Origin of the sequence: Limnohabitans sp., from assembly GCF_044361645.1 — a bacterium.
In the GTDB taxonomy this organism is placed as follows: domain Bacteria; phylum Pseudomonadota; class Gammaproteobacteria; order Burkholderiales; family Burkholderiaceae_C; genus Limnohabitans_A.
Genome location: NZ_JBIKIL010000067.1, coordinates 1 through 20,618, shown reverse-complemented (window position 1 = coordinate 20,618; position 20,618 = coordinate 1). Strand labels below are relative to the sequence as shown.

Annotated in this window: 19 protein-coding genes; 10 read left to right on the top strand and 9 right to left on the bottom strand. The window is 57.9% G+C overall.

What is annotated here, in order from left to right; translation table 11 throughout:
- The 5 genes from ACIQ39_RS11670 to ACIQ39_RS11650 form a co-directional block, all read left to right on the top strand.
- Positions 1 to 1,207 (top strand): N-6 DNA methylase (locus tag ACIQ39_RS11670; RefSeq protein ID WP_396434774.1); only part of this gene is annotated, 1,207 nt, incomplete at its 5' end.
- Entirely contained in the window at positions 1,204 to 1,353 is a 150-nt protein-coding gene (locus tag ACIQ39_RS11665; RefSeq protein ID WP_396434773.1) for a hypothetical protein, read from the top strand. The genes ACIQ39_RS11670 and ACIQ39_RS11665, both read left to right, overlap by 4 nt.
- Positions 1,350 to 2,552 carry a restriction endonuclease subunit S gene (locus ACIQ39_RS11660; protein WP_396434772.1) on the top strand — a complete coding sequence of 401 codons (1,203 nt, stop codon included), beginning with the start codon at positions 1,350 to 1,352 and terminating at the stop codon, positions 2,550 to 2,552. Before ACIQ39_RS11665 ends, ACIQ39_RS11660 begins: the two co-directional genes overlap by 4 nt.
- Positions 2,549 to 4,198 carry an ATP-binding protein gene (locus ACIQ39_RS11655; RefSeq protein WP_396434771.1) on the top strand — a complete coding sequence of 550 codons (1,650 nt, stop codon included), beginning with the start codon at positions 2,549 to 2,551 and terminating at the stop codon, positions 4,196 to 4,198. Before ACIQ39_RS11660 ends, ACIQ39_RS11655 begins: the two co-directional genes overlap by 4 nt.
- Before the next feature lie 181 nt (positions 4,199 to 4,379).
- A complete protein-coding gene (locus ACIQ39_RS11650) occupies positions 4,380 to 7,757 on the top strand; it encodes a type I restriction endonuclease subunit R (protein ID WP_396434770.1) in 3,378 nt (1,125 codons plus the stop codon).
- Positions 7,758 to 7,843: 86 nt separating this feature from the next.
- On the opposite strand, the gene ACIQ39_RS11645 is transcribed toward ACIQ39_RS11650, so the two are convergent.
- From ACIQ39_RS11645 to ACIQ39_RS11625, 5 genes are all read right to left on the bottom strand, one after another.
- On the bottom strand, positions 7,844 to 8,992 hold the full coding sequence (locus ACIQ39_RS11645; RefSeq protein WP_396434769.1) for a DNA cytosine methyltransferase: 1,149 nt from the start codon (positions 8,990 to 8,992) through the stop codon (positions 7,844 to 7,846).
- A gap of 70 nt (positions 8,993 to 9,062) precedes the next feature.
- Positions 9,063 to 9,641 carry a GIY-YIG nuclease family protein gene (locus ACIQ39_RS11640; protein WP_396434768.1) on the bottom strand — a complete coding sequence of 193 codons (579 nt, stop codon included), beginning with the start codon at positions 9,639 to 9,641 and terminating at the stop codon, positions 9,063 to 9,065.
- Between the two features lie 230 nt (positions 9,642 to 9,871).
- Positions 9,872 to 10,264, bottom strand: a complete 393-nt coding sequence (locus ACIQ39_RS11635; RefSeq protein WP_396434767.1) for a VOC family protein — start codon at positions 10,262 to 10,264, stop codon at positions 9,872 to 9,874.
- A gap of 63 nt (positions 10,265 to 10,327) precedes the next feature.
- Complete coding sequence (locus tag ACIQ39_RS11630) at positions 10,328 to 11,128, bottom strand: HTH domain-containing protein (protein ID WP_396434766.1); 801 nt, start codon at positions 11,126 to 11,128, stop codon at positions 10,328 to 10,330.
- A 65-nt stretch (positions 11,129 to 11,193) separates the two neighbouring features.
- Positions 11,194 to 11,754 (bottom strand): hypothetical protein, encoded by a 561-nt coding sequence (locus ACIQ39_RS11625; RefSeq protein ID WP_396434765.1) that lies wholly within the window; start codon positions 11,752 to 11,754, stop codon positions 11,194 to 11,196.
- A gap of 532 nt (positions 11,755 to 12,286) precedes the next feature.
- Here ACIQ39_RS11625 and ACIQ39_RS11620 point away from each other — a divergent pair.
- Positions 12,287 to 12,898, top strand: coding sequence for an N-6 DNA methylase (locus tag ACIQ39_RS11620; RefSeq protein WP_396434764.1), 612 nt, complete (start codon positions 12,287 to 12,289; stop codon positions 12,896 to 12,898).
- A 98-nt stretch (positions 12,899 to 12,996) separates the two neighbouring features.
- Here the strand turns inward: ACIQ39_RS11620 and ACIQ39_RS11615 are convergent, their stop codons facing one another.
- From ACIQ39_RS11615 to ACIQ39_RS11600, 4 genes are all read right to left on the bottom strand, one after another.
- Positions 12,997 to 13,263, bottom strand: coding sequence for a hypothetical protein (locus ACIQ39_RS11615; protein WP_396434763.1), 267 nt, complete (start codon positions 13,261 to 13,263; stop codon positions 12,997 to 12,999).
- The gene (locus ACIQ39_RS11610) at positions 13,235 to 13,381 is read right to left on the bottom strand and encodes a BrnT family toxin (protein ID WP_396434762.1); all 147 of its coding nucleotides are present in this window, start codon (positions 13,379 to 13,381) and stop codon (positions 13,235 to 13,237) included. The genes ACIQ39_RS11615 and ACIQ39_RS11610 overlap by 29 nt, the downstream gene beginning before the upstream one ends.
- Before the next feature lie 95 nt (positions 13,382 to 13,476).
- A complete protein-coding gene (locus ACIQ39_RS11605; RefSeq protein ID WP_396434761.1) occupies positions 13,477 to 13,824 on the bottom strand; it encodes a helix-turn-helix domain-containing protein in 348 nt (115 codons plus the stop codon).
- On the bottom strand, positions 13,811 to 14,143 hold the full coding sequence (locus ACIQ39_RS11600; protein ID WP_396434760.1) for a type II toxin-antitoxin system RelE/ParE family toxin: 333 nt from the start codon (positions 14,141 to 14,143) through the stop codon (positions 13,811 to 13,813). The genes ACIQ39_RS11605 and ACIQ39_RS11600 overlap by 14 nt, the downstream gene beginning before the upstream one ends.
- A gap of 190 nt (positions 14,144 to 14,333) precedes the next feature.
- On the opposite strand from ACIQ39_RS11600, the gene ACIQ39_RS11595 reads away from it, so the two are divergent.
- The 4 genes from ACIQ39_RS11595 to ACIQ39_RS11580 all read left to right on the top strand — a co-directional run bounded on the left by ACIQ39_RS11595 (position 14,334) and on the right by ACIQ39_RS11580 (position 20,552).
- Positions 14,334 to 15,476: a Fic family protein gene (locus ACIQ39_RS11595; RefSeq protein ID WP_396434759.1), complete on the top strand. Its 1,143-nt coding sequence runs from the start codon at positions 14,334 to 14,336 to the stop codon at positions 15,474 to 15,476.
- Between the two features lie 193 nt (positions 15,477 to 15,669).
- Entirely contained in the window at positions 15,670 to 17,148 is a 1,479-nt protein-coding gene (locus ACIQ39_RS11590) for a Fic family protein (RefSeq protein ID WP_396434758.1), read from the top strand.
- 114 nt (positions 17,149 to 17,262) lie between these two features.
- The gene (locus ACIQ39_RS11585) at positions 17,263 to 19,788 is read left to right on the top strand and encodes an FAD-dependent oxidoreductase (protein WP_396434757.1); all 2,526 of its coding nucleotides are present in this window, start codon (positions 17,263 to 17,265) and stop codon (positions 19,786 to 19,788) included.
- A 2-nt stretch (positions 19,789 to 19,790) separates the two neighbouring features.
- The gene (locus ACIQ39_RS11580) at positions 19,791 to 20,552 is read left to right on the top strand and encodes a DUF3047 domain-containing protein (protein WP_396434756.1); all 762 of its coding nucleotides are present in this window, start codon (positions 19,791 to 19,793) and stop codon (positions 20,550 to 20,552) included.
- The last annotated feature ends 66 nt before the right edge of the window (positions 20,553 to 20,618 follow it).

The window sequence follows — 20,618 nt, the reverse complement described above, 5'->3', positions numbered from 1 at the left end:
CAGCTACCTCTCGCCCACGGGCCGCGCTGGCTTTGTCATGTCCAGCCAAGCCAGCAGCGCAGGCCACGGCGAAAAAGAAGTGCGCCGCAAACTGGTCGAGACCGGCGACGTGGACGTGATGGTCGCCATCCGCTCCAACTTCTTCTACACCCGCACCGTGCCCTGCGAGCTGTGGCACTTTGACCGCTCCAAACCCGCTGAGCGCAAAGACCAGGTGCTCATGCTCGACGCTAGAGGCGTCTACCGCAAAGTCACCCGCAAGATTTACGACTTCTCGCCCGAGCAACAAGCCAACCTGAGCGCCATCGTCTGGCTCTACCGTGGCCAGCAAAGCCGCTACCTCGGACTGGTGGGCCAATACCTCAACCGCCTCGCAACCGAAGCCGCAGCGGTGGACGCCACACTCACCCCGCTGCTGGACCAGCTGACCCAATCGCAGCTGCCGCTCGAAACCTTCCGCCAAGCGGCCAGCGCTTTAAAAGACGCACCGCCCGAAGCCCAAGCCGCTTTGCAGTCACTGCAAGCCGCGCTGACCGAGCAAACCGCAGCCGCCCAAGCCTTCATGACCGACCGCGCCAGTTTGCTCAAAGGCCTGCAGGCCTTTGGCCAAACCATGACCACCAGCGGCACCCAAGCCACCAGCGACAACGGGGTGCAACACACGCTGCGTCAAAGCTTTGACCCCCTGGCCACCGCCGCCAAGGGCTTGGTCAAACAAATCGACCTGCTCTACAAACTCGCCGCCCGCAGCACACAACAATCCCAAGCCTTGGCCGCGCAGCTGGGCCAACACGAAGGCAAGTCAGACAAAGACGCTGCCACCCGAGCCGCCGCTGACCTGCTCGACCGCCGCACCGCCAACAAAAACATCAAGCAACTGGACGATGCCCGCCACACCGCCGTGGAGCAACTCAAAGCCTGTGCCTACACACACCGCCAAATCGCGTGGCTGCAAGAGCGCTTTCCCAAGGCCGAGATGCAAGACGTGGCGGGCCTGTGCAAAGTGGTCAGCCGCGCCGACATCGAAGCCGCCGACTGGAGCCTGACCCCCGGCCGCTACGTGGGCGTAGCCCCGGCCGAGGTGGACGAAGACTTCGACTTCGAACAAACCCTGCGCGACATCCATGTGGAGCTGGCCGACTTGAACCGCGAGGCGGTGGAACTGGCGGCGAAGATACAGGCCAACTTTGAGGGGTTGGGGGTATGAGCATGCTGGAACCGACGAAGGGGAACAAGCCCGCCGTTTTGCTGGAGCAAGAACGTGCTTTTTATGGCGGGAAGATTCTCGCGACACTGTCGCAAGAATTGCAGGCGGCGAATATTCAGGGCAGCTTCGGGTGGGTGGGTGTATGAGTTGGACGGCAAAACGCCTAGATCAGCTGGGCACGGTTTCGCGTGGGCGATCACGGCACAGACCGCGTGATGCGGCTCATTTGTATGGCGGACCACATCCCTTTATACAAACTGGGGATGTGAAGCATGCAGGCTTGTACATCAACAGCTTTAGTCAAACATATACAGAAGCTGGGTTGGCGCAAAGCAAGCTGTGGCCAGTGGGAACGCTCTGCATCACGATTGCAGCGAACATTGCAGACACAGCCATTTTGGGAATTGATGCTTGCTTTCCAGACAGTGTGATCGGATTCATTGCTGACCCTGCACAAGCTGACACACGCTTTATCAAGTACCTGTTTGATGCGACCATCAAAAACCGTGCGCAGCAGTTTTCACAAGGGGCAACACAAGACAATTTGAGCCAAGAGAAATTGCTTTCTCTTGAGTTTGCAATTCCGTCGGTGGCGGAACAAAAACGGATTGCAGAAATCCTCTCCACCTACGACGACCTGATCGACAACAACCGCCGCCGCATGGCCCTGCTCGAAGACTCGGCCCGGCAGCTCTACCGCGAATGGTTTGTGCGTCTGCGCTTCCCCGGCCATGAGCACACCACTATCGTGGACGGCGTGCCGCAGGGTTGGAGCATCGGTTCAGTCAGTGACTTTTATGAAACATCTTCAGGTGGTACGCCAAGTCGAAAGATTCCTGAGTACTTCACAGGAGATATTCCATGGGTCAAAACTCAAGAGTTGAACAACGGTTTCATTACAGAAACAAGCGAAAAAATCACTGAGGATGCTTTAAAAAATTCATCTGCCAAATTGTTTCCAAAACTTACAGTGCTGATTGCGCTCTATGGTGCGACAGTTGGCGAGTTGGGCATAACCGCCTATACGGCTGCTACAAACCAAGCTTGCTGTGCTGTCCTAATGAAAGATCCAAGGGGGCATTTCACTCACGCATTTTTGTTTTTTCGAGAAAACAAAGGTGTCCTTGTTAATTTGTCTGCTGGAGCTGCCCAAAAAAATATCAGCCAGCAAATTGTTCGGGGTGTACCAATGCTTATGCCCACAACTGCGCTGATGTCAACGTTCACTGAGATTGTGAGTCCCGTGTTCGAACAAATACTCAATTTGCAGTTGACCAACCAAAAACTCCGCCAAGCCCGCGACCTGTTGCTGCCCCGCCTGATGAACGGAGAATTGGCCGTATGACCCGCGAAGACCAGCACACCGACCTGAAATCCTTGCGCACCGTCATGGGCAAGTCGGCGGACTGGGCGGCTTTGGCACAAGATTGTGTGTGCTTTGCCAACGGGGCGGGTGGGCGTTTGCTCATTGGCATCGAAGATGGGCAAACCGAGCCGCCAGCCGACCAGGTGGTGCCGCCCGAATTGCTGGACCGTTTGCGCAAACGCATTGGCGAGTTGACGGTGAATGTGCAGGCGCTGCCCCGCTTGCAGCGTGCGCCCAACGGCGGCGAGTTCATTGAGCTGGTGATTGAGCGTTCGCCTGCGGTGGCCTCGACCCGCGATGGCCGATACTTTTTGCGGGTGGGTGACACCTGCCAGCCGGTGTTGGGCGACGATGTGTTGCGCCTGGCCAATGAGCGCCCCGGCAGGCCTTGGGAGGCCATGGACAGCGGTGTGCCGCGCAGCGCGGTAGACGCCGACAAGCTGGCGGCGTTTGTTCAAGGCATTGCAGCGTCGGGCCGGGTCAAAGACTCGGTGAAAGAAAAAGGGGCCGATGCGCTGTTGACACATTACGGCTTGGCGGCCGACACCCCGAATGGCCCGTGCCTGACTCGCCTGGGCGTGCTGCTGCTGGGCCGCACCCAAGATCGCCGCGCCTTGGGCACCGCCCCTTTGGTGCAGGCCATCAAGTACGACGAACAAGGCCAAAAGATCAACAAATGGGTGTGGGACGACTGCACCTTGTCGCCCGTTGAGTTGGTCGATGCCGTGTGGCGCGAGGTGCCCGACTTTCGCGAAAGCTATGAAGTGGCAGAAGGGCTGTATCGCCGCCAAGTGCCCGCGTACGACGAAAAGGTGGTGCGCGAGTTGCTGGTCAACGCGCTGGTGCACCGGCCTTACACCCAGCAGGGCGACATTTACCTGAACCTGCATCCGCAGCGGCTGGCGGTGGTCAACCCCGGCAGACTGCCACTGGGCGTGACGCCGCGCAACCTGCTGCACGCCAGCCGCCGCCGCAACGAGGGCCTGGCCCGTGTGTTCCACGACTTGGGCCTGATGGAGCGCGAAGGCAGCGGTTTTGATTTGATGTACGACCGCTTGCTGTCGCAAGGCAGACCAGCGCCGGTGGCCGAAGAGGGCGCAGACTGGGTCAGGGTGACGATTGAGCGGCGCATTGCCAAGCCCGAGGTGATGCGCTTGTTGACGCAGGCCGATGAACGCTTTCAGCTCACGCAGCGCGAGCGCATCACGCTGGGCGTGCTGGCGCAAACCGAGGGCATGACGGCGCGCGAACTGAAGGCGGTGCTGGAGACCGAGGGCGGCGACGATGTGGCGGTGTGGCTGGGGCGTTTGCCTTCGCTGGCCCTGGTGCAAACCGTGGGCCGCACACAAGGCACCCGTTATTTCGTAGACCCTGCGTTGTTGCAGGGTGCCCAGCTGTTCCAGCCCACCACGCTGGCACGCATTGAGCCGTATCGTTTGAAAGAGTTGATTCGGGAAGACTTGCGGCGCTACCCGGACTCCAAAATCAGCGACATCAGTCTTCGCATTGGGCAAGAGGTCACCCGGTCGCAACTCAAACGAGCCCTGACCGAATTGACCGATCAATCGGTTGTGGCCATGACTGGCGTTCGCAATGGGGCACGTTACCATTTGCATGGTAGTTAAAAGTGGTAACTTCCATTTGGCTCAAAAGGCGCTCAATCGGCATTGGTTTTCTTGATTTGTGTGCCAAATGGCCTTTAGAAAACTCCTAAGTTGTTGATTTTTAAAAGATTTTTAAACTTTAAATAGAGTTGAATGCGCCAAATTTGAGCCAAATCGAAACCAATAACCGATTGAAATAAACATGGCCTACACCGACATCAACAGTGAAGACCGCCTGGTGCAGGCCACGTTTGCCGAGCACCTGGAGCGGGAGTTGGGCTGGGACAGCGTCTATGCCTTCAATCAAGAGAGCTTTGGCCCCACCGGCACGCTGGGGCGCAGCAGTGAGCGCGAGGCGGTGTTGGTGCGCGACTTGCGCGAGGCGCTGACCCGGCTCAACCCGCAGCTGCCGCCGCCCGCCATTGATGACGCGGTGACGCAGCTGACGCACCACGATTTTTCGCGCTCGCTGCTGCAGCACAACCAGGCGTTTCACAAGCTGGTGCGCGATGGCGTGCCGGTGAGTTTTCGCAACGCGCAGGGGCAGCTGAGCCACACGCAGGCCCAAGTGATTGACTTTCGCAACCCGGCTCACAACCGTTTTTTGGTGGTGCGCGAACTCAAGCTCACGGGTTTGCGCACGCCCAACTACAACCGCCGCGCAGATTTGGTGTGTTTCGTCAACGGCTTGCCGCTGGTGTTCATCGAGCTGAAGGCGGTTTACAAAAACATCCGCGCCGGGTTTGACGGCAATTTGCGCGATTACATGGACGAGAACGTGGTGGCGCACGCCTTTCACCACAACGCGTTTTTGGTGGTGAGCAACGGACACAACGCCCGGTTTGGCTCCATCACCAGCACTTGGGAACACTTTGGCGAGTGGAAGCGCCTGAGCGAAAACGATGTGGGCAATGTGGCAGCCGAGGTCTTGCTCAACGGCATGCTGGCCAAAGACCGCTTGCTCGACATCCTTGAAAACTTCATCTTGTTTGACGCCAGCAAAGCCGGCCACACGCGCAAGGTGGTGGCGCGCAACCACCAGTTGCTGGGGGTGAACCGGGCGGTGGCATCGGTGCTGCGGCAAGAAGCTTTGAAGCGCGAGTTCCCTACGCGGCTGACGCAGCGCACTTTTGAGCTGCCGCCTGCTGGCTTGAGCACGGCGGCCAATGAGCCGCAAGCGCTTTACCCCTTGGCCGCCGAGCCGGTGCCGCAGTATTTGCAAATCATCGAACGGGCGCACCCGGACCTGGGTCGCTTGGGCGTGGTATGGCACACGCAGGGCAGCGGCAAGTCGTATTCGATGGCGTTTTTTGCCGAGAAGGTGCGCCGCACGGTGCCAGGCAATTTCACCTTTGTGTTCATGACCGACCGCGACGATCTGGACAGCCAGATTTACGAAACCTTCATCGGTTGCGGCGTGGCCGACGAGCAAACGCCGCGTGCCAGCTCGGGCCGCGAGCTGCAGCGCCTGTTGGCGGAGAACCACAGCTTTGTGTTCAGCCTGATCCACAAGTTCAACCAAGAGGTGAAGCCCGACGCGCCCTACAGCGAGCGCGACGACATCATCGTGGTGTCGGACGAGGCGCACCGCACGCAGTCGGGCAAGCTGGCGCGCAACATGCGCATGGCGCTGCCCAATGCGGCGTTCATTGGTTTTACGGGCACGCCGCTGTTCAAACACGACCACCTGACTAAGCGCATTTTTGGCGACTACGTGTCGCGCTACGACTTCAAGCGCAGCGAAGAAGACGGCGCCACCGTCAAGCTGGTGTACGAGAACCGGGGCGAAAAGCTGGGCCTGGCCAAGCTGGATTTGAACGACAAGATTGCCGAGGCGGTGGATGCCGCCGATCTGGACGCCGACCAAACGGCCTTGCTGGAAAAGCTGCTGGGCAAGGACTACGAAGTTGTCACCGCTGACGAGCGGTTGGCACGCATCGCGGCTGACTTTGTGGAGCATTGCAGCACCCGCTGGGAAGCGGGCAAGGCCATGCTGGTGTGCATCGACAAAATCACCTGCGCCCGCATGTTGCAGTTGATCGGGCCGCTCTGGAAAACCAAAGCCGCTGCCGTGCGCGCCGAAGCGCAACACAAATTGCAAGCCATCAACGCCGCGACCGATAACGAGATGCGGCAAGTGCTGCACGCCCAGCGCGACCGCCTGCTGGCCAAAGCCACTTGGATGGACGAGACGCTGATCGAGCTGATCATCAGCGAGGCGCAAAACGAGGTGGCCGATTTCAAAGCCTGGGGCTTTGACATCATTCCCCATCGTGAGCTGATGAAGCAGGGGTTTGAGACCGCAGATGGCAAGCGGGTAGATGTAGAGACAGCATTCAAAAACCCCAAGCACCCGTTCCGTGTGGCGGTGGTGTGTGCCATGTGGCTCACGGGTTTTGACGTGGAATGTTTGTCCACGCTCTACATCGACAAACCCATGCGTGCACACACCTTGATGCAGGCCATTGCCCGCGCCAACCGGGTGTATCCGGGCAAAGACTTTGGCCTGATTGTGGACTACAACGGCATGCTCAAAAGCCTGCGCGAAGCCTTGGCGCAATACGCGCTGGGCGACGATGGCGGCGAGGCCGAGATTGTGGCCCCCATCGAAGAGCGCGTGGCGGCCCTCGCTGATGCCATTGCCGTGACCGAGGCGCATTTGATGGGCTTGGGCTTTGATGCCAGTCGCCTGCTGGGTACCAAGGGATTTGCGCGCATTGGTTTGTTGGCCGATGCCGTAAACGCGGTCTACACCAGCGACGAGACCAAGCGCCGCTATGAAATCTTGTCGCGTGTGGTGTTCAGCCGCTTCAAGGCTTTGTTGGTGGAGCCGTCAGCGCTGGTCTATGCCGAGCGGCACGACAACATCGAAGCGATTTACAAAAAGCTGAGCGAGCGGCGCGACACCGCCGATGTGAGCGAGTTGCTCAAAGAGCTGCGCCGCATCGTCAACGAAGCGATTGCCACCCATGCATCCGGGGTGGATCAGGCCAACGGCCTGACGGTGGATTTGTCGCAGATCAACATGGAAAAGCTGCGCGACGAATTTGCCAGCAAGGTGCAGCGCAAGGCCACGGCCATTGAAGACATTCGCCAGATCGTGGAAGAAAAGCTGGCGCAGATGCTGGCGCAAAACCCGCTGCGCATGAACTACGAAAAGAAGTACCAAGAGATCATCGCCGCCTACAACCAAGACAAAGACCGAGCCACCATCGAAGACACTTTTGCCAAGCTGCTGGATGTGATGGCCGCACTGGATGTGGAGCAGCAACGCGCCGTGCAAGAGGGCTTGAGTGAAGACCAGCTGGCGTTGTTTGATTTGGTGCAACGCGGCGACTTGAACAAGACCGAACGCGAACGCATCAAACAAGCCAGCCGCGATTTGCTGGCGGGCGTGATGGCGGTCATCGCCCCGCTCGACCGCTGGACAGAAAAAGAGCAGACCCAAGCCGAGGTGGAAACCTTCATCCTGGACCAGGTCTACCGGTCACTGCCCGAGCCGCCATATTCGCCACAAGACAAAGCGGATGTGGCGCAATTGGTTTACCGGCACATTTGGCTGCAGAGCTTGCGGGCATAGCCAGGGGCGGTTCCATTCCATGGCGTTTTGGGTTGTGCGGGTGGCGCTTGGGGTGGGTCTTGCGCCCACCAAAATAGAGCCAGGCGTCAGGCCCTGCGTGCACGCTGCGTGTTTTGCTGGCTTGACGAGTGGTTCAATTCGGCAATGGGCAATAAAAGATGTTGGCTCAAATGTTGGACAACTGGCACCACCACCCCATCGCCCAAGAGGTGATAGGCCTCGTTGTACTTTTCAGGCAGTTTGTAGTCGTCGGACAAGCCCATCAAGCGAGCCGCTTCGCGAGATGAAATCAAGCGACTTTTGATGCTGCTGCCGTGAACCACCATGATGGTTTGCCTGCTGGAGCCGCCACCTGGTGTGCGCAAACAGCCTGCAATGCCATCAAAGCGAACCACTGCTCTTTGAACGCCGTCGCGTGTGCGTTTGTAAATGGTGCCCACGCGTGGCGATGGGGATGCTTGCGCGGCAAGAACTTTTCTGCGGTGCAGAGGTGCCATCATGTCCAGCAGTTGCCGTGTTTCTTGCTCTGAATGCCATTGCACGCTTTGCGGATGGGGTTCAATCAAGCTTTCAAGTGTGAGCAGGGGATTTTCGTTTTGAGGCACCGACCACCAACGCCATGCCGCTTTGGCCTGACCCGTCAAACGGTTGTGTGCGCGGATCATGGCTGCTGGGTGCCATGCGGGGTTGGGGGTGTGGGTGTGCGAGAACTCGGGCAATTGCAGATGGGCATCGACCCCCACGATGAACAAGCGTGGCCTGGATTGGGGCACAAAGTGAATGGCATCGATCAGCATGGCTCCCACCAGGTAGCCTTGTGATGCAATCGCTTCGGCAATCAGTTCAAAGTCTTTGCCATCCCGTGAAGTGAGTGCGCCGAATACGTTTTCCAAAACCACCATCTTGGGTTTACGGCCTTCGGTCTGAAGGTCGCATATCAGCTTCCAAAACCCCCAAAACGCACCCGAGCGTTCACCTTCAAGCCCAGCACCGTCGCCTGCCAGTGAAAGGTCTTGGCAAGGAAATGAACCCCATGCCATGTCGGCATTTGCTGGAAGTTCTTTGGTTTGTACGTCGTAAATGTCTTTGACTGAAAGGTGCTCGTCACCCCAGTTGGCGCTGTAAGAATGTCCCTTGCTTGCGCTGATGTCATTGGCAAACAAGCACTGCCAATCCGAACCCAGACCAGCCCGTGCCATACCGCCACCAGCAAAAAACTCGTAAAAGCTGTGCATGTTGATTACCTGGCGTTGTTTCATTTCTACAGTTTTCTATCGGTATCTCGTCGCTTGTGGTGCGTGGCTTTCAGCTCTCGGCGTTTTCATTCAATTCATACACAGCCGATTGAGCCAACCAGGCGTGGTGTTTGTTCAGGCGCTGAAAGTAGGCGTGCATGGCACCGGCAATTTGCGTTGAATTTTTAACTGCTAAAAAATGACCCACGATTTGGGCGTAGTGGTTGGCTTGCCGTGGCAGGCGTTGCTCGGGTGTTTTTCGTTCAGCAATTTCTTTGTCTGACATCACTTGAACCTTGACGGCAGCCTTGGGAATGGGGGCTTTTTCTGGTGTGCGCGGCACCGTGCCGTTCATCAACTTCGACTTTTTATTGAAGTGGTGATACAGGCGGTTTTCAGTGGGTGTGATGTCCTGAACATCGGCAATGGGATAGGCCCAAACATAGGCGATTTCCCACACATCAATTTGGCGGTTTGCAATGATGTCCGACCTGGCCGAAGTCAAGTGGCGCGACACGCGTGACCGGATGCCATCTTTGGATTGGCCGACATAAATCGGCACTTCATCCAAATCGCACAGCACATAAACACCGGTGCTCGTGGGCAGTTCCTTCATTGCTTTTTTGCGAAAGGCAAAGTCGGTTGCCATGCAAAACTCCTGGAATGGATGATTTTTGAGAGATGGCCATCGAGGACATTTCCTCGGGCAGTCAAGTATCGCATTGTGCAAACCGATAGATCTTGGCCGAGTTTGTGCGTCAATTTTTCAGATGGTAATTATTTTTCTATCTTCAGAAGTCACCGGCAACGAAGACCAGCAGACAAGACCCCAAAGCGCTGCTCTTGTCGGTTGGATGGAATAACGAGTGTTGTCGAAACTTAGCCACCTACCGGCGAGCAAATTTCAACCAATGTTCCATCAGGGCAACGGACGTAAGAGACAACTTGCCCCCATGGTTTGGTCTCAGGTTCTTTCAACTCGGTGGCCCCAGCGGCCAAGGCTTTGGCGTGCGCTTGGGCAACAGACGGTGTTACCAGCGCAATTTCGACGCCAAGGGGTTTGCTGGATTCACTTGCGGCGACAAAGCCCGCAGGAAAGTTCGCATGCCCAAGTTCGAGCGATGCAAAGGCGAGTGTTGTTTCTCCGGTTTCAAGTTCACCATAGTCACCCGACTCATGCAAAAAGCGGCGTGACAAACCGAATGCACGTTCAAAAAATGCCAGTGATTCAGCAACATGAGGAACGTAGACGATGGTGTAGCCGAGTTTCATGAGTTGTCCTGTTGGGTGGCCTGCAAAGCAAGCGACAAATATTGAGCCAAATTCAGCTATTGCTTACGCACCGCCCCGCATTTTTTGCTCAATAGAGCGCAAGGTATTTTGAATTTCCCGTTCTTTCAACTCGGGGTCAATGTCTTGGATGTACTCGATAGCGGAAAAATCATCGCCGCGTTTTCTGTTTTGTGGCGGTTCGAGTGCTTCAATGAGCAACGCTTCCAGTGTGGCGACGAGTGCCGCGAGGGTGGAATTAAAAGGGATTTCTCGAAGCTTGCCTTCTTGAGTCACATCGAGAAGACCAAACCAAGAAAAACGGTTCCACCTGCTGCCAAGCCTGTCCACTGTGTGCTCATACAAGCGCTTGCCCAAGGGCCGATCAATTGCCCGACCTACGTAAACTACGGTGTGGTGGTCATACAAAATGTAGATGCCCTTTTGTTTGCCAAAATCGACCGGCTTCGAAAGCGCCTGCTGCTTGCCGTACATTTTCAGATCGTTGCGCCACACCACAAGATCGCGTTGCCAGTACATTCCAAAAGATTGAATGATGGAGTCGGAAGACTCATCTTCAGGTGCAACTGCAGGCAATTGATTTTTCGCCTTGTTGCCTGGCAACGTTGCAGAGGCTGTTTCGCTGCGAAGTGAAAAAATACCTTTGCCCACGCGGATAAAGGGCGACTTGTCACCCTCGTGTTTGACCGACGACGACAGCTGTGCATTGACCGTTGCTGCTGGCGTGGCGCCATCAGTTTCGTAATAGCCACGCGCCAAAATTTGCTCAGAAATTTCGGCGTAATGCAGCGGCGTATCAGATTCCATCAGAACTCGCTTGATGGCTGCTTTCCAAGATTTTTCCAAAGGGTTCTCCAAAAATTTAACGTTCAAGCTAAACTAGCGGCGAAGCCGTCCGCTGCAGCGAAAGGTTAAAGCGCACCACGCGCCGCATCAAAAAGCAAGTACAAGGCGGCACATCCAACCAAGACTGGCGAAAAGAAATCTACGATCGCACGAGCGATTGATACATACGGAATTGCTGTTTGAATGCGGGCATAGATGCCAAAAGCCTCACCGCGCCAGAGTGAACCAAGCCTTCGTTCGTGCTCCTCCATGAACAGGCGGTCCTCTTCGGACAACTTCGATCGGGCGAGCATCTCTGTCTTGTAGGCCTCGTAGTTGGCTGAATCGTCTTCCCACTCGGTGCTGTAGTGATTGACGTACCAATGTGCAAAGTCTGCCGACGCATAGACAAGAAACGCGACGAGATGATAGGCAACGATCGCGGCCATTAGCAGCAACAGCGCGGCATGATTTGCCGATGTGACTTTCATTCCCAGAGCCGATATCTCCGATGGAAACAACTTGCCAAGCGTGATGGCAGCGGAGGCAAGGCTCCATATGAGGAGCGTCTTTCGCACCTTGCGTGTTTCGTTGGTGAGCGGATTGGTGATCTTTCTTAGGTCGCGGGCGTAGGGATTCGCTGACATGTGTGCTTTAACGCGATGTAGACTGCAAACCCAGTTGATATAGCGGGTCCGCTTCGATACATTTTTTTGTTTAACTCGTTGCAATCTGCTTGCGCCGTCGGTTAAAGACCAAGAGTCGTGCGTGCATGCAGGTATAAATTTGCACCCCAAACCCGGCTTCCAACACCTTGCAACCTCTCCTCCCGCACCATCCGGCGCAGCAGGCCCGAAGCGCCCAACTATACCCAAATAAATACAAAAAATTAGCTACAAATCACCTTTGCGCGTAAACCCCCACCAGCCCCCCAAACCCACCCCGAAGCAAAACCAAAGCTGGGCATAATCATTCACGCCCCCGCTGGCCACTCTGCCCAAACGCCCCTCTGGCAAACCGCCAAAAACAACAATCAGCCCCCGCACAGATGGGCGCCAACGCCTTCCACAACATCGCGCAAATTGAAACCAGCCTGTGGGAAGCCGCCGATCAGCTCCGTGCCAACTCCAACCTCACGGCCACCGAATATTTCATGCCGGTGTTGGGTGTGATTCTTTTTTGCGGCACGCCACCAACCGTTATCAAACCGCGCTGCAAGCCATTGAGGCCGCGCAGGCAGCGGGCACTAGCCCCAAGCGCCCACTGGTCAAGGGCGACTTCATCAAGCGCCGCGCTTTGATGCTGCCCGAGGCCGCACGCTACGACACCTTGCTCAACCTGCCTTCGGGGGCCAGCTTGGGCGGCGCACTGGTCGCGGCCATGAACGCGATCGAGGCCGACTTTGCGCCCCTGCAAGGCAGCTTGCCCAAAGACTACGACCGCTTTGACAACAAGCTGCTCGAAAACCTGCTGCGCTGCTTTGACAGCCAAGCCCTGCGCCAAGCCACGGGCGATGTGTTTGGCCGCATCTATGAATATTTCTTGATGAAGTTCGCCATGCAGGGCGCGCAAGACAATGGCGAATTTTTCACGCCGCCCTCGCTGGTGCAAACGCTGGTCAACATCATCGAGCCCGACCACGGCGTCGTGGCCGACTTGGCTTGCGGCTTTGGTTCGAAGGCGACTTTACGGCAACCAACACTTTCAGCGTTGCGTCGCGACTTTGGGTGTTCGTTGTCACTTGATCCTGCTGCACGCGCCTGGCTTTGGACAAGTCCAAAGAAGCCGTGATGTTGATGTCATCATCAAATGCTTGCTCGAACTTTTTGGCATTCATAAAGTGTCACCTCTTCTGTGCGTGCGCGGCGCACTGATGTTGCACATTTCGATCATGAAGCCGCCAAGCGCTTGCGCGTGGCGGTCTTTGTACGGACAGATAAAACTTGCGTTTCGTGCGCGAAAGCCAGCATGCTGGCCAAAGCCTTGTTGACGGCTTCAGAAGTCGGAAACGCCTTCAGAATTTTGGGCTGCAACACCACGACATTGCTGCCTTGCACGAAATGTTTCAGGTACTTGCCGCGAACACCCTTGCCCAGTTGATCGCGCTTCAATTCGGGAATATCCAGATCAGCCATTTTTGTAGTTGTATTTTTCATGCCGGGTTGCCTTTCTTGCGCTGATGATTCGAATGCTGTTGCGACGCTCCGTGTGAACGACGACCAAAAGTCGCTCCTTGTTTGAAACACCGTAGGTTCGGCTGCGGTCTTCGTCCATTGAGTGATCAGAGTCTGAAAAAGTCAAGGCTAAAGCATCTCCAAAAACGCTGACGTTGGTTGGATATAAGCAGGCAGTGTTAAGGCATTCAGAGCTTATGCGGCAACAGGCTTGGGCGTGTTTTGCTTGGCGCGGCTCGTTGAATTGCCAGTTGCCCGAGGCCTGCGAACCAGTCGAATCTCCAGCTTGCAACCCAAGGCATCTGCGTACTTGGTCAGTGTCGCCAACGAGGGTGAGTGCTTGCCACTGCCGGACTCCATCCGTGCCACGGCAGATTGGGTGGTTCCGATTTTTTCGGCCACCTGCGCTTGGGTCAAGCCTTGCGACGTGCGGGCCTTCAAGAACTCATCCAAGAGAGAAAACTCGTCACTCAGCTTGTCGAATTCTGCCTTGACAGCAGGATCAGCCAATGCCCGGGTACGCAGTTGTTTATGCGTCAACATCTTTCCACTCCTTCATTCGTTTGCGCGCAAGCGCCAATTCTTTGGGCGGTGTTTTGTCGGACTTCTTCACAAACTGATGAAGCATGACGATTTTGCGATTCACCACCGTACAGAAAAATACGCGTCCAATACCTTCTCGGGACTTCAATCGAAGCTCAAAAAGCCCTGAACTCATGGCCCGCGTGTGGGGCATTCCCAAATCCGGGCCAAATTCCATCATTCGATCAGTGCAATGAAAGTACCTTGCCAAAATGCCGGGCGGTAAAGCCAGCACATCAGCCTGTAACTTTTCATCGTGATATTTGATGTCCCACTTCATGCGAGAAATATAGCATGTTTGAGATAATTTGTTGCTCGGGCTTGCCGTTCTTGGATGCACACTTGAACACTTTCCGGCGCTGTGTGCGACCCCCACCTGGATACGAGTTGGTTGATGCTATGGGCGATTGCGGTGAATACGCCGCCTATTAACCGCACAATTTGCGGTGAATAAAGCGCATAATCACCGCATGTTCGCCGACAAGACCCCCCGCAAACGCACTTACCTCTGGCAGCGCTTCGACTGGCCGCAGTGGCGTTATGACGCGAATGCGCTGGCGGGCCGATTGGCGCAGTTGCACCGCGCGCAAGGCGAGTTGGTGGGGCGGATGGCGCACTTGGGGTTGGCGCAGCGCGACCTGGCGACTTTGCAGGCTTTGTCGCAAGAGGTCATCACCACCAGCGCCATCGAGGGCGAAACGCTCAATCTGGAGGTGGTGCGCTCGTCCATCGCCCGGCGCTTGGGCGTGAACATAGGCGCGCTTGCGCCCGCTGACCGCCACGTGGATGGCGTGGTGGACATGGTGCTGGACGCTACGCAGCAACACGCCCAGCCGCTCACGGCCGAGCGCTTGTTTGGCTGGCATGCGGCCTTGTTCCCAACCGGTTTCAGTGGCCGTGTGCGGATTCAGGTGGGCACCTGGCGCAACGATGCAGCGGGGCCGATGCAAGTGGTCTCGGGTCCGGTGGGCCGAGAAAAGGTGCACTTTGAGGCACCGCCCGCCCACACCTTGCCCGCACAAACAGCCGCGTTTTTGGAATGGTTCAACGCCGGGCCGGTGGGTGATGCGCTGGTCCACGCGGGTTTGGCGCATTTGTGGCTGGTGAGCTTGCACCCGTTTGACGACGGCAATGGCCGCATCAGCCGTGCGGTGGGCGACATGGCGCTGGCGCGTGCGGAAAATTCAGCGCAACGCTTTTACAGCCTGAGTGCGCAAATACAGCAGGAACGCAAACAGTATTACGAGCAACTCGAAATCACCCAACGCGGCACGCTCGATGTGACGTCGTGGCTGGATTGGTTTTTGGGCTGCTTGCTGCGTGCGGTGCAGGGTGCTGATGGTTTGTTGGTGGGCGTGCTGGACAAAGCCCAGTTTTGGCAACGGTGGGCAGACACGCCGATGAATGCACGGCAGACGCTGGTGCTCAACCGCGTGCTCGACGGCATGGACGGCAAGTTGACCAACGCCAAGTGGGCCACCATTGGACAATGTTCGGCCGACACGGCGCTGCGTGACATCAATGATTTGTTGGCGCGTGGCGTGTTGCATCGCCTGGAGGGCGGCGGTCGCAACACGGCTTATGGTTTGGTGAAATCACAAGACACGAGGTAAAAAAACCATGTCTGCATTCATTCGGGTGCATACATACACCCGGCAACCAGGTCACACCCCATGGCCCCTTCAGCTGCCACGACACAATGTCTTGCAAGCGCGACACATTGCGCGACATAATGGTGGTTAATACTGTCGCTATTTGTCGCGCTAAAAGCCCTGAGCGCGACAATTTGCCCTTAAAGGCCACCCCATGCCCCGCATCACCCCCGCTGACGAATTGCACTTGATCGAATCCATCGTGGCCGAGCACCCCGGCGGGATCGGCATTGCCGAGATCGAGGAGGACATGGCGCAGCGACAGGGCGGGGCGCTGAACCGCCGCACTTTGCAGCGCCGCTTGCTCAAACTGATCGATGCAAAGCGGATCGCATCTGAGGGGCAGAGCATTGCGCTGGTTTACAAGCCGGTGGCGCAGACATGGGCGCAGCTTGCAGGTGGGGGCGGTGGCCGTGGCGTGATGGCCCCTGTGGGTGTGGCCGAGGCGGAGCCCGATCTGCCGGTCTCGCCAGCGGGGGCCAGCATCCGTGACCGGGTGCGTCAGCCGCTCATGCACCGCCGCCCGGTGGGTTATCGGCGTGAATTTTTGGAGGCGTACCAGCCGGGCGTCACGTTTTATTTGCCAGCCGCCCTGCGCAGCCAGCTGCACGAGATGGGCCGCACGCCCGCCAACGAACGGCCCGCAGGCACCTATGCCCGCGACATCTTGAGCCGGTTGTTGGTGGATCTGTCGTGGGCTTCATCGCGGTTGGAGGGCAACACCTACAGCCACTTGGACACGCAAAACCTGATTGAGCATGGTCAGGCTGCGCAGGGCAAGGACGCCATCGAAACGCAGATGATCTTGAACCACAAAGCCGCCATCGAGATGCTGATCGAGAATATGGATGAGGAGATGGACGAGGAGTTGGACGAGGAGATGGACGAGGTGGGCTTTGATGCCTTCACATTCAAAAACTTGCATGCGGTCTTGTCGCAAGACCTGATGCGCGACCCGCAGGCCAGTGGCAGGCTGCGTCGGCGCTTGGTGGAGATTTCTGGCACGGTGTTTCACCCCGTCGCCATGCCCCAGGTGATTGAGGACTGTTTTGAGCTGCTGCTTGGCAAAGCCGCCGCCATTCCCGACCCGTTTGAGCAGGCGTTTTTCCTCATGGTGCAGCTGCCGTATTTGCAGCCGTTTGAAGATGTGAACAAACGCGTGTCGCGCATTGCCGCCAACATGCCGCTGATCCAGCGCCAGCTGTGTCCCTTGTCCTTCATCGACGTGCCCGAGCGGGCATACATCGAAGGCACTTTGGGCGTGTATGAACTCAATGAGGTGGATTTGTTGCGCGACGTGTTTGTGTGGGCGTATGAGCGCTCGTGTCAGCGTTATCTGGCCATCACCCAAACCATGGTCGAGCCGAACCCCCTGAAAATCAAATGCCGCGAAGCGCTGATTCAGGCCGTGCAGACGGTGGTCAAGGGCCTGCAAGCGCCCAGCCCAGAGGTGCTGGAAAATGCAGTGGTGCACATGCCTGTGCCCGCAGCCGATCATGCGGCATTGACCCGCATGTTGGCCGAGGCGCTGCAGCAGTTGCACGAAGGCAGCGTGGCCCGTTACCGGCTGCGTCGCTCTGAATACTTGGCTTGGCAGTTGGCTTGCTCGGGTGAGGGTGGCAGTTCCTTGTAACTTTCTGTTGCGCCGCGACGAACTGCAAGTCGATCGGCGTTATGGTTGACTGTCATTGATGGCTCCGATCTTGTCCCATTAGCCGCGCCATTGCCCACTCAGGAGTTCCCCTTCATGCGCCTTCGTCAAATCGTTTTGCTGCTCTTGCTGGCGCTGGCCGTCGCTGCGTTTGTGGTGCTGGACTTGGGGCGCTTTTTGAGTTTTGAGCAACTCAAGGCCAGCCAGGCCAGTTTTGCCCAACTGCACGCCGCGCAGCCGCTCACGGTGGCGGTGGTTTATTTTCTTATCTATGTGTTGGCCACGGCTTTGTCGTTTCCCGGTGCGAGCATCATCACGCTGGCGGGGGGCGCGGTGTTTGGTTTGTGGCAAGGTTTGCTGATCGTGTCTTTTGCGTCCACTGTGGGTGCCACCTTGGCGTTTTTGGCTTCGCGCTTCGTGTTGCGCGACTGGGTGGAGGCTCGCTTTGGTCAGCGCTTGGCCGACATCAATGCGGGCGTGAACCGCGAGGGCGCGTTTTACCTCTTCACATTGCGCCTGATTCCGGTGGTGCCGTTTTTCCTGATCAATCTGCTCATGGGTCTCACGCGCATGAAGGTGTGGACTTTTTACTGGGTCAGCCAAATCGGCATGTTGGCGGGCACGGCCGTGTTTGTGAATGCGGGCACGCAACTGGCGCAACTTGAATCGGTCAAGGGCATCTTGAGCCCGGCGCTCTTGGGCAGTTTTGTGCTGTTGGGCATCTTCCCGCTGGTCGCGCGCCGCATCGTGGCCGTGGTGCAAAAGCGCAAGGTATACGCCCGCTGGGCCGACCAGCGCCCCAAGACCTTTGACCGCAACCTGATCGTCATCGGCGGCGGTGCGGGCGGTTTGGTCAGCGCCTACATCGCGGCAACGGTCAAGGCCAAGGTCACGCTGATCGAGGCGCACAAAATGGGCGGCGACTGCTTGAACTACGGTTGTGTGCCGAGCAAGGCCTTGATCAAAAGCGCAAAAATAGCGCACCAAATGCGCCACGCCTCGGACTACGGCCTGAGCGATGCGGCCCCGAGTTTCAGCTTCAAAGCGGTCATGCAGCGCGTGCACAACGTGATTGCCGCCATCGAGCCGCACGACAGCATCGAGCGTTACACCGGCCTGGGTGTGGAGGTGCTGCAGGGCTACGGCAAACTGGTGAACCCGTGGACGGTGGAGGTGGCTTTGAACGATGGCAGCACCGGGCCAGATGGCAGGCCCAAGCTCGTGCGCCTGACCGCCCGCAGCATCGTGATCGCCGCTGGCGCCCGCCCCTTCGTGCCACCATTGCCCGGATTGGACGACGTGGGCTATGTGACCAGCGACACGCTTTGGGACGAATTTGCCAAGCTCAATGAAGTGCCCAAACGCCTGGTGGTGCTGGGCGGCGGGCCGATTGGCTGCGAACTCGCACAAAGCTTTGCCCGCCTGGGCGCGCACGTCACCCAAGTGGAAATGGGTGCACGCCTTATGGTGCGTGAAGATGAGGAGGTGAGCGAGCTGGCCAAGGCTTCGCTGCAAGCCGACGGCGTGCAAGTGCTCACGGCCCACAAGGCCCTGCGCTGCGAAATCCGCCCCGCCCCCACCACTGCAAGCCCCGTCCCCGTCACTGTGAACCCCGTCCCCGTTACTGCGAGCCCCGTCCCCGACACTGCGAACCCCTTCCCCGTCACTGCGAGCGAAGCGAAGCAGTCCATGGATCGCCACGCTTCGCTCGCGATGACGGATGAAGTCACCACGACGACGAATGAGGCCATCTCGACGACGGATGAAGTCACCGCGACGACGAATGAGGTCACCACGACGACGAATGAGGCCATCTCGACGATGAATGAGGCCACCGCGACGACGAATGATGCCACCGCGACGACGAATGATGCCACCGCGACGACGAATGGTGCTGTCGCGACCACTTTCGAAAAATACCTGATCGTCGAGCATAACGGTCAAGAGAAAGCCATTCCGTTTGACCAGCTGCTTTGCGCCGTGGGCCGCGTGGCGCGTTTGCAGGCTTATGGCCTGGAGGACTTGGGTATCCCCACGCACCGCACCATCGAGACCAACGAGTACCTGCAAACCATCTACCCCAACATCTACGCCGCAGGCGACGTGGCAGGGCCTTTCCAGTTCACCCACACCGCCGCGCACCAAGCTTGGTACGCGGCAGTCAACGCGCTGTTTGGCGAGTGGAAGCTGTTCAAGGCCGACTACTCGGTCATTCCGTGGGCGACCTTCATCGACCCCGAGGTGGCGCGTGTGGGCCTGAACGAGCAAGAAGCGAAAGAGAAAAACATCCCATATGAAGTGACCAAGTACGGCATCGACGACCTCGACCGCGCCATCGCAGACAGCGAAGCGCACGGTTTTGTGAAGGTGCTCACGGTGCCGGGCAAAGACAAAATATTAGGCGTCACCATCGTCGGCGCGCACGCGGCAGATTTGCTGGCCGAGTACGTGCTGGCCATGAAGCACGGCCTGGGGCTGAATAAAATTTTGGGCACCATTCACACCTACCCCACTATGTCTGAGGCGAATAAATACGCTGCGGGCGAGTGGAAGCGCGCCCATGCGCCGCAGAAGTTGCTGGCCTGGGTCAAGAAATACCACGACTACAAACGAGGCGCATGAACATGGCACTTCCACTCGCCGCACTCGCTTTTGCAGGGGTCTGGGCCATGAGCGCACACGCCACATCGCCGCTGCCCTTGTCGGGTGCTTTGTCACCCTTTACCAGCCAGCACAGCGCCACCGCGCCGGGCTGGCGTTTTGTTGGCTTGCCCAACAAACCTGAGGTCAGCGCCACGCGCTTTGACTTGGGGCAGGTCGACGGTGTGGCGGGTGTGCAGTTGCGCACCGACCAGTCGTATGGCACTTGGGCGCACGACTGGCGTGGTGCCGCAGGCACGCTGCAGTGGCGCTGGCGCTTGGACCAAGCCTTGAGCGGCGGCCAGCGACCAGCCGATTTGCGGCGCAAAGACGGCGATGATGCCGCGCTCAAGGTCTGTGTGATGTTTGACCATGCGCTTGATCGTGTGCCCTTTGGCGAACGCACCTTGTTGCGCGTGGCGCGTGCCGTCACCGGTGAAAACTTGCCCGCAGCCACCGTGTGTTACCTCTGGGACCCGCTGCAAGCCGAAAACACCACCGCCGCCAACGCCTACAGTCGGCGCGTGCGCTACGTGGTGGTGCAAGGCAGCAACGCCCCGACCCAACGCTGGTTCACCGAATCACGGGACGTGGCCCAAGACTTTGTCACACTCTTTGGCGACGAACTGCCCGCTGGAAGCGCCCGAACAGCGGTGCCCCCCGTGATGGCCGTGGTCATCGGCGCTGACAGCGACAACACCCAAGCCCGCAGCAGCGGCTGGCTTGCGCAAGTGCAATGGCGCTGAAAGCGGCGATTGTTGGTAGGCCAGACATGGACTGCTTCGCTGCGCTCGCAGTGACGGGCGTTTTGG

Excerpts from the sequence above, each read along its gene's own strand:
- ACIQ39_RS11665 (WP_396434773.1), top strand. The coding sequence starts at position 1,204 with ATGAGCATGCTGGAACCGACGAAGGGGAACAAGCCCGCCGTTTTGCTG.
- ACIQ39_RS11660 (WP_396434772.1), top strand. The coding sequence starts at position 1,350 with ATGAGTTGGACGGCAAAACGCCTAGATCAGCTGGGCACGGTTTCGCGT.
- ACIQ39_RS11655 (WP_396434771.1), top strand. The coding sequence starts at position 2,549 with ATGACCCGCGAAGACCAGCACACCGACCTGAAATCCTTGCGCACCGTC.
- ACIQ39_RS11650 (WP_396434770.1), top strand. The coding sequence starts at position 4,380 with ATGGCCTACACCGACATCAACAGTGAAGACCGCCTGGTGCAGGCCACG.
- ACIQ39_RS11645 (WP_396434769.1), bottom strand. The coding sequence starts at position 8,992 with ATGCACAGCTTTTACGAGTTTTTTGCTGGTGGCGGTATGGCACGGGCT.
- ACIQ39_RS11640 (WP_396434768.1), bottom strand. The coding sequence starts at position 9,641 with ATGGCAACCGACTTTGCCTTTCGCAAAAAAGCAATGAAGGAACTGCCC.
- ACIQ39_RS11635 (WP_396434767.1), bottom strand. The coding sequence starts at position 10,264 with ATGAAACTCGGCTACACCATCGTCTACGTTCCTCATGTTGCTGAATCA.
- ACIQ39_RS11625 (WP_396434765.1), bottom strand. The coding sequence starts at position 11,754 with ATGTCAGCGAATCCCTACGCCCGCGACCTAAGAAAGATCACCAATCCG.
- ACIQ39_RS11615 (WP_396434763.1), bottom strand. The coding sequence starts at position 13,263 with ATGAAAAATACAACTACAAAAATGGCTGATCTGGATATTCCCGAATTG.
- ACIQ39_RS11610 (WP_396434762.1), bottom strand. The coding sequence starts at position 13,381 with ATGGACGAAGACCGCAGCCGAACCTACGGTGTTTCAAACAAGGAGCGA.
- ACIQ39_RS11605 (WP_396434761.1), bottom strand. The coding sequence starts at position 13,824 with ATGTTGACGCATAAACAACTGCGTACCCGGGCATTGGCTGATCCTGCT.
- ACIQ39_RS11600 (WP_396434760.1), bottom strand. The coding sequence starts at position 14,143 with ATGAAGTGGGACATCAAATATCACGATGAAAAGTTACAGGCTGATGTG.
- ACIQ39_RS11595 (WP_396434759.1), top strand. The coding sequence starts at position 14,334 with ATGTTCGCCGACAAGACCCCCCGCAAACGCACTTACCTCTGGCAGCGC.
- ACIQ39_RS11590 (WP_396434758.1), top strand. The coding sequence starts at position 15,670 with ATGCCCCGCATCACCCCCGCTGACGAATTGCACTTGATCGAATCCATC.
- ACIQ39_RS11585 (WP_396434757.1), top strand. The coding sequence starts at position 17,263 with ATGCGCCTTCGTCAAATCGTTTTGCTGCTCTTGCTGGCGCTGGCCGTC.
- ACIQ39_RS11580 (WP_396434756.1), top strand. The coding sequence starts at position 19,791 with ATGGCACTTCCACTCGCCGCACTCGCTTTTGCAGGGGTCTGGGCCATG.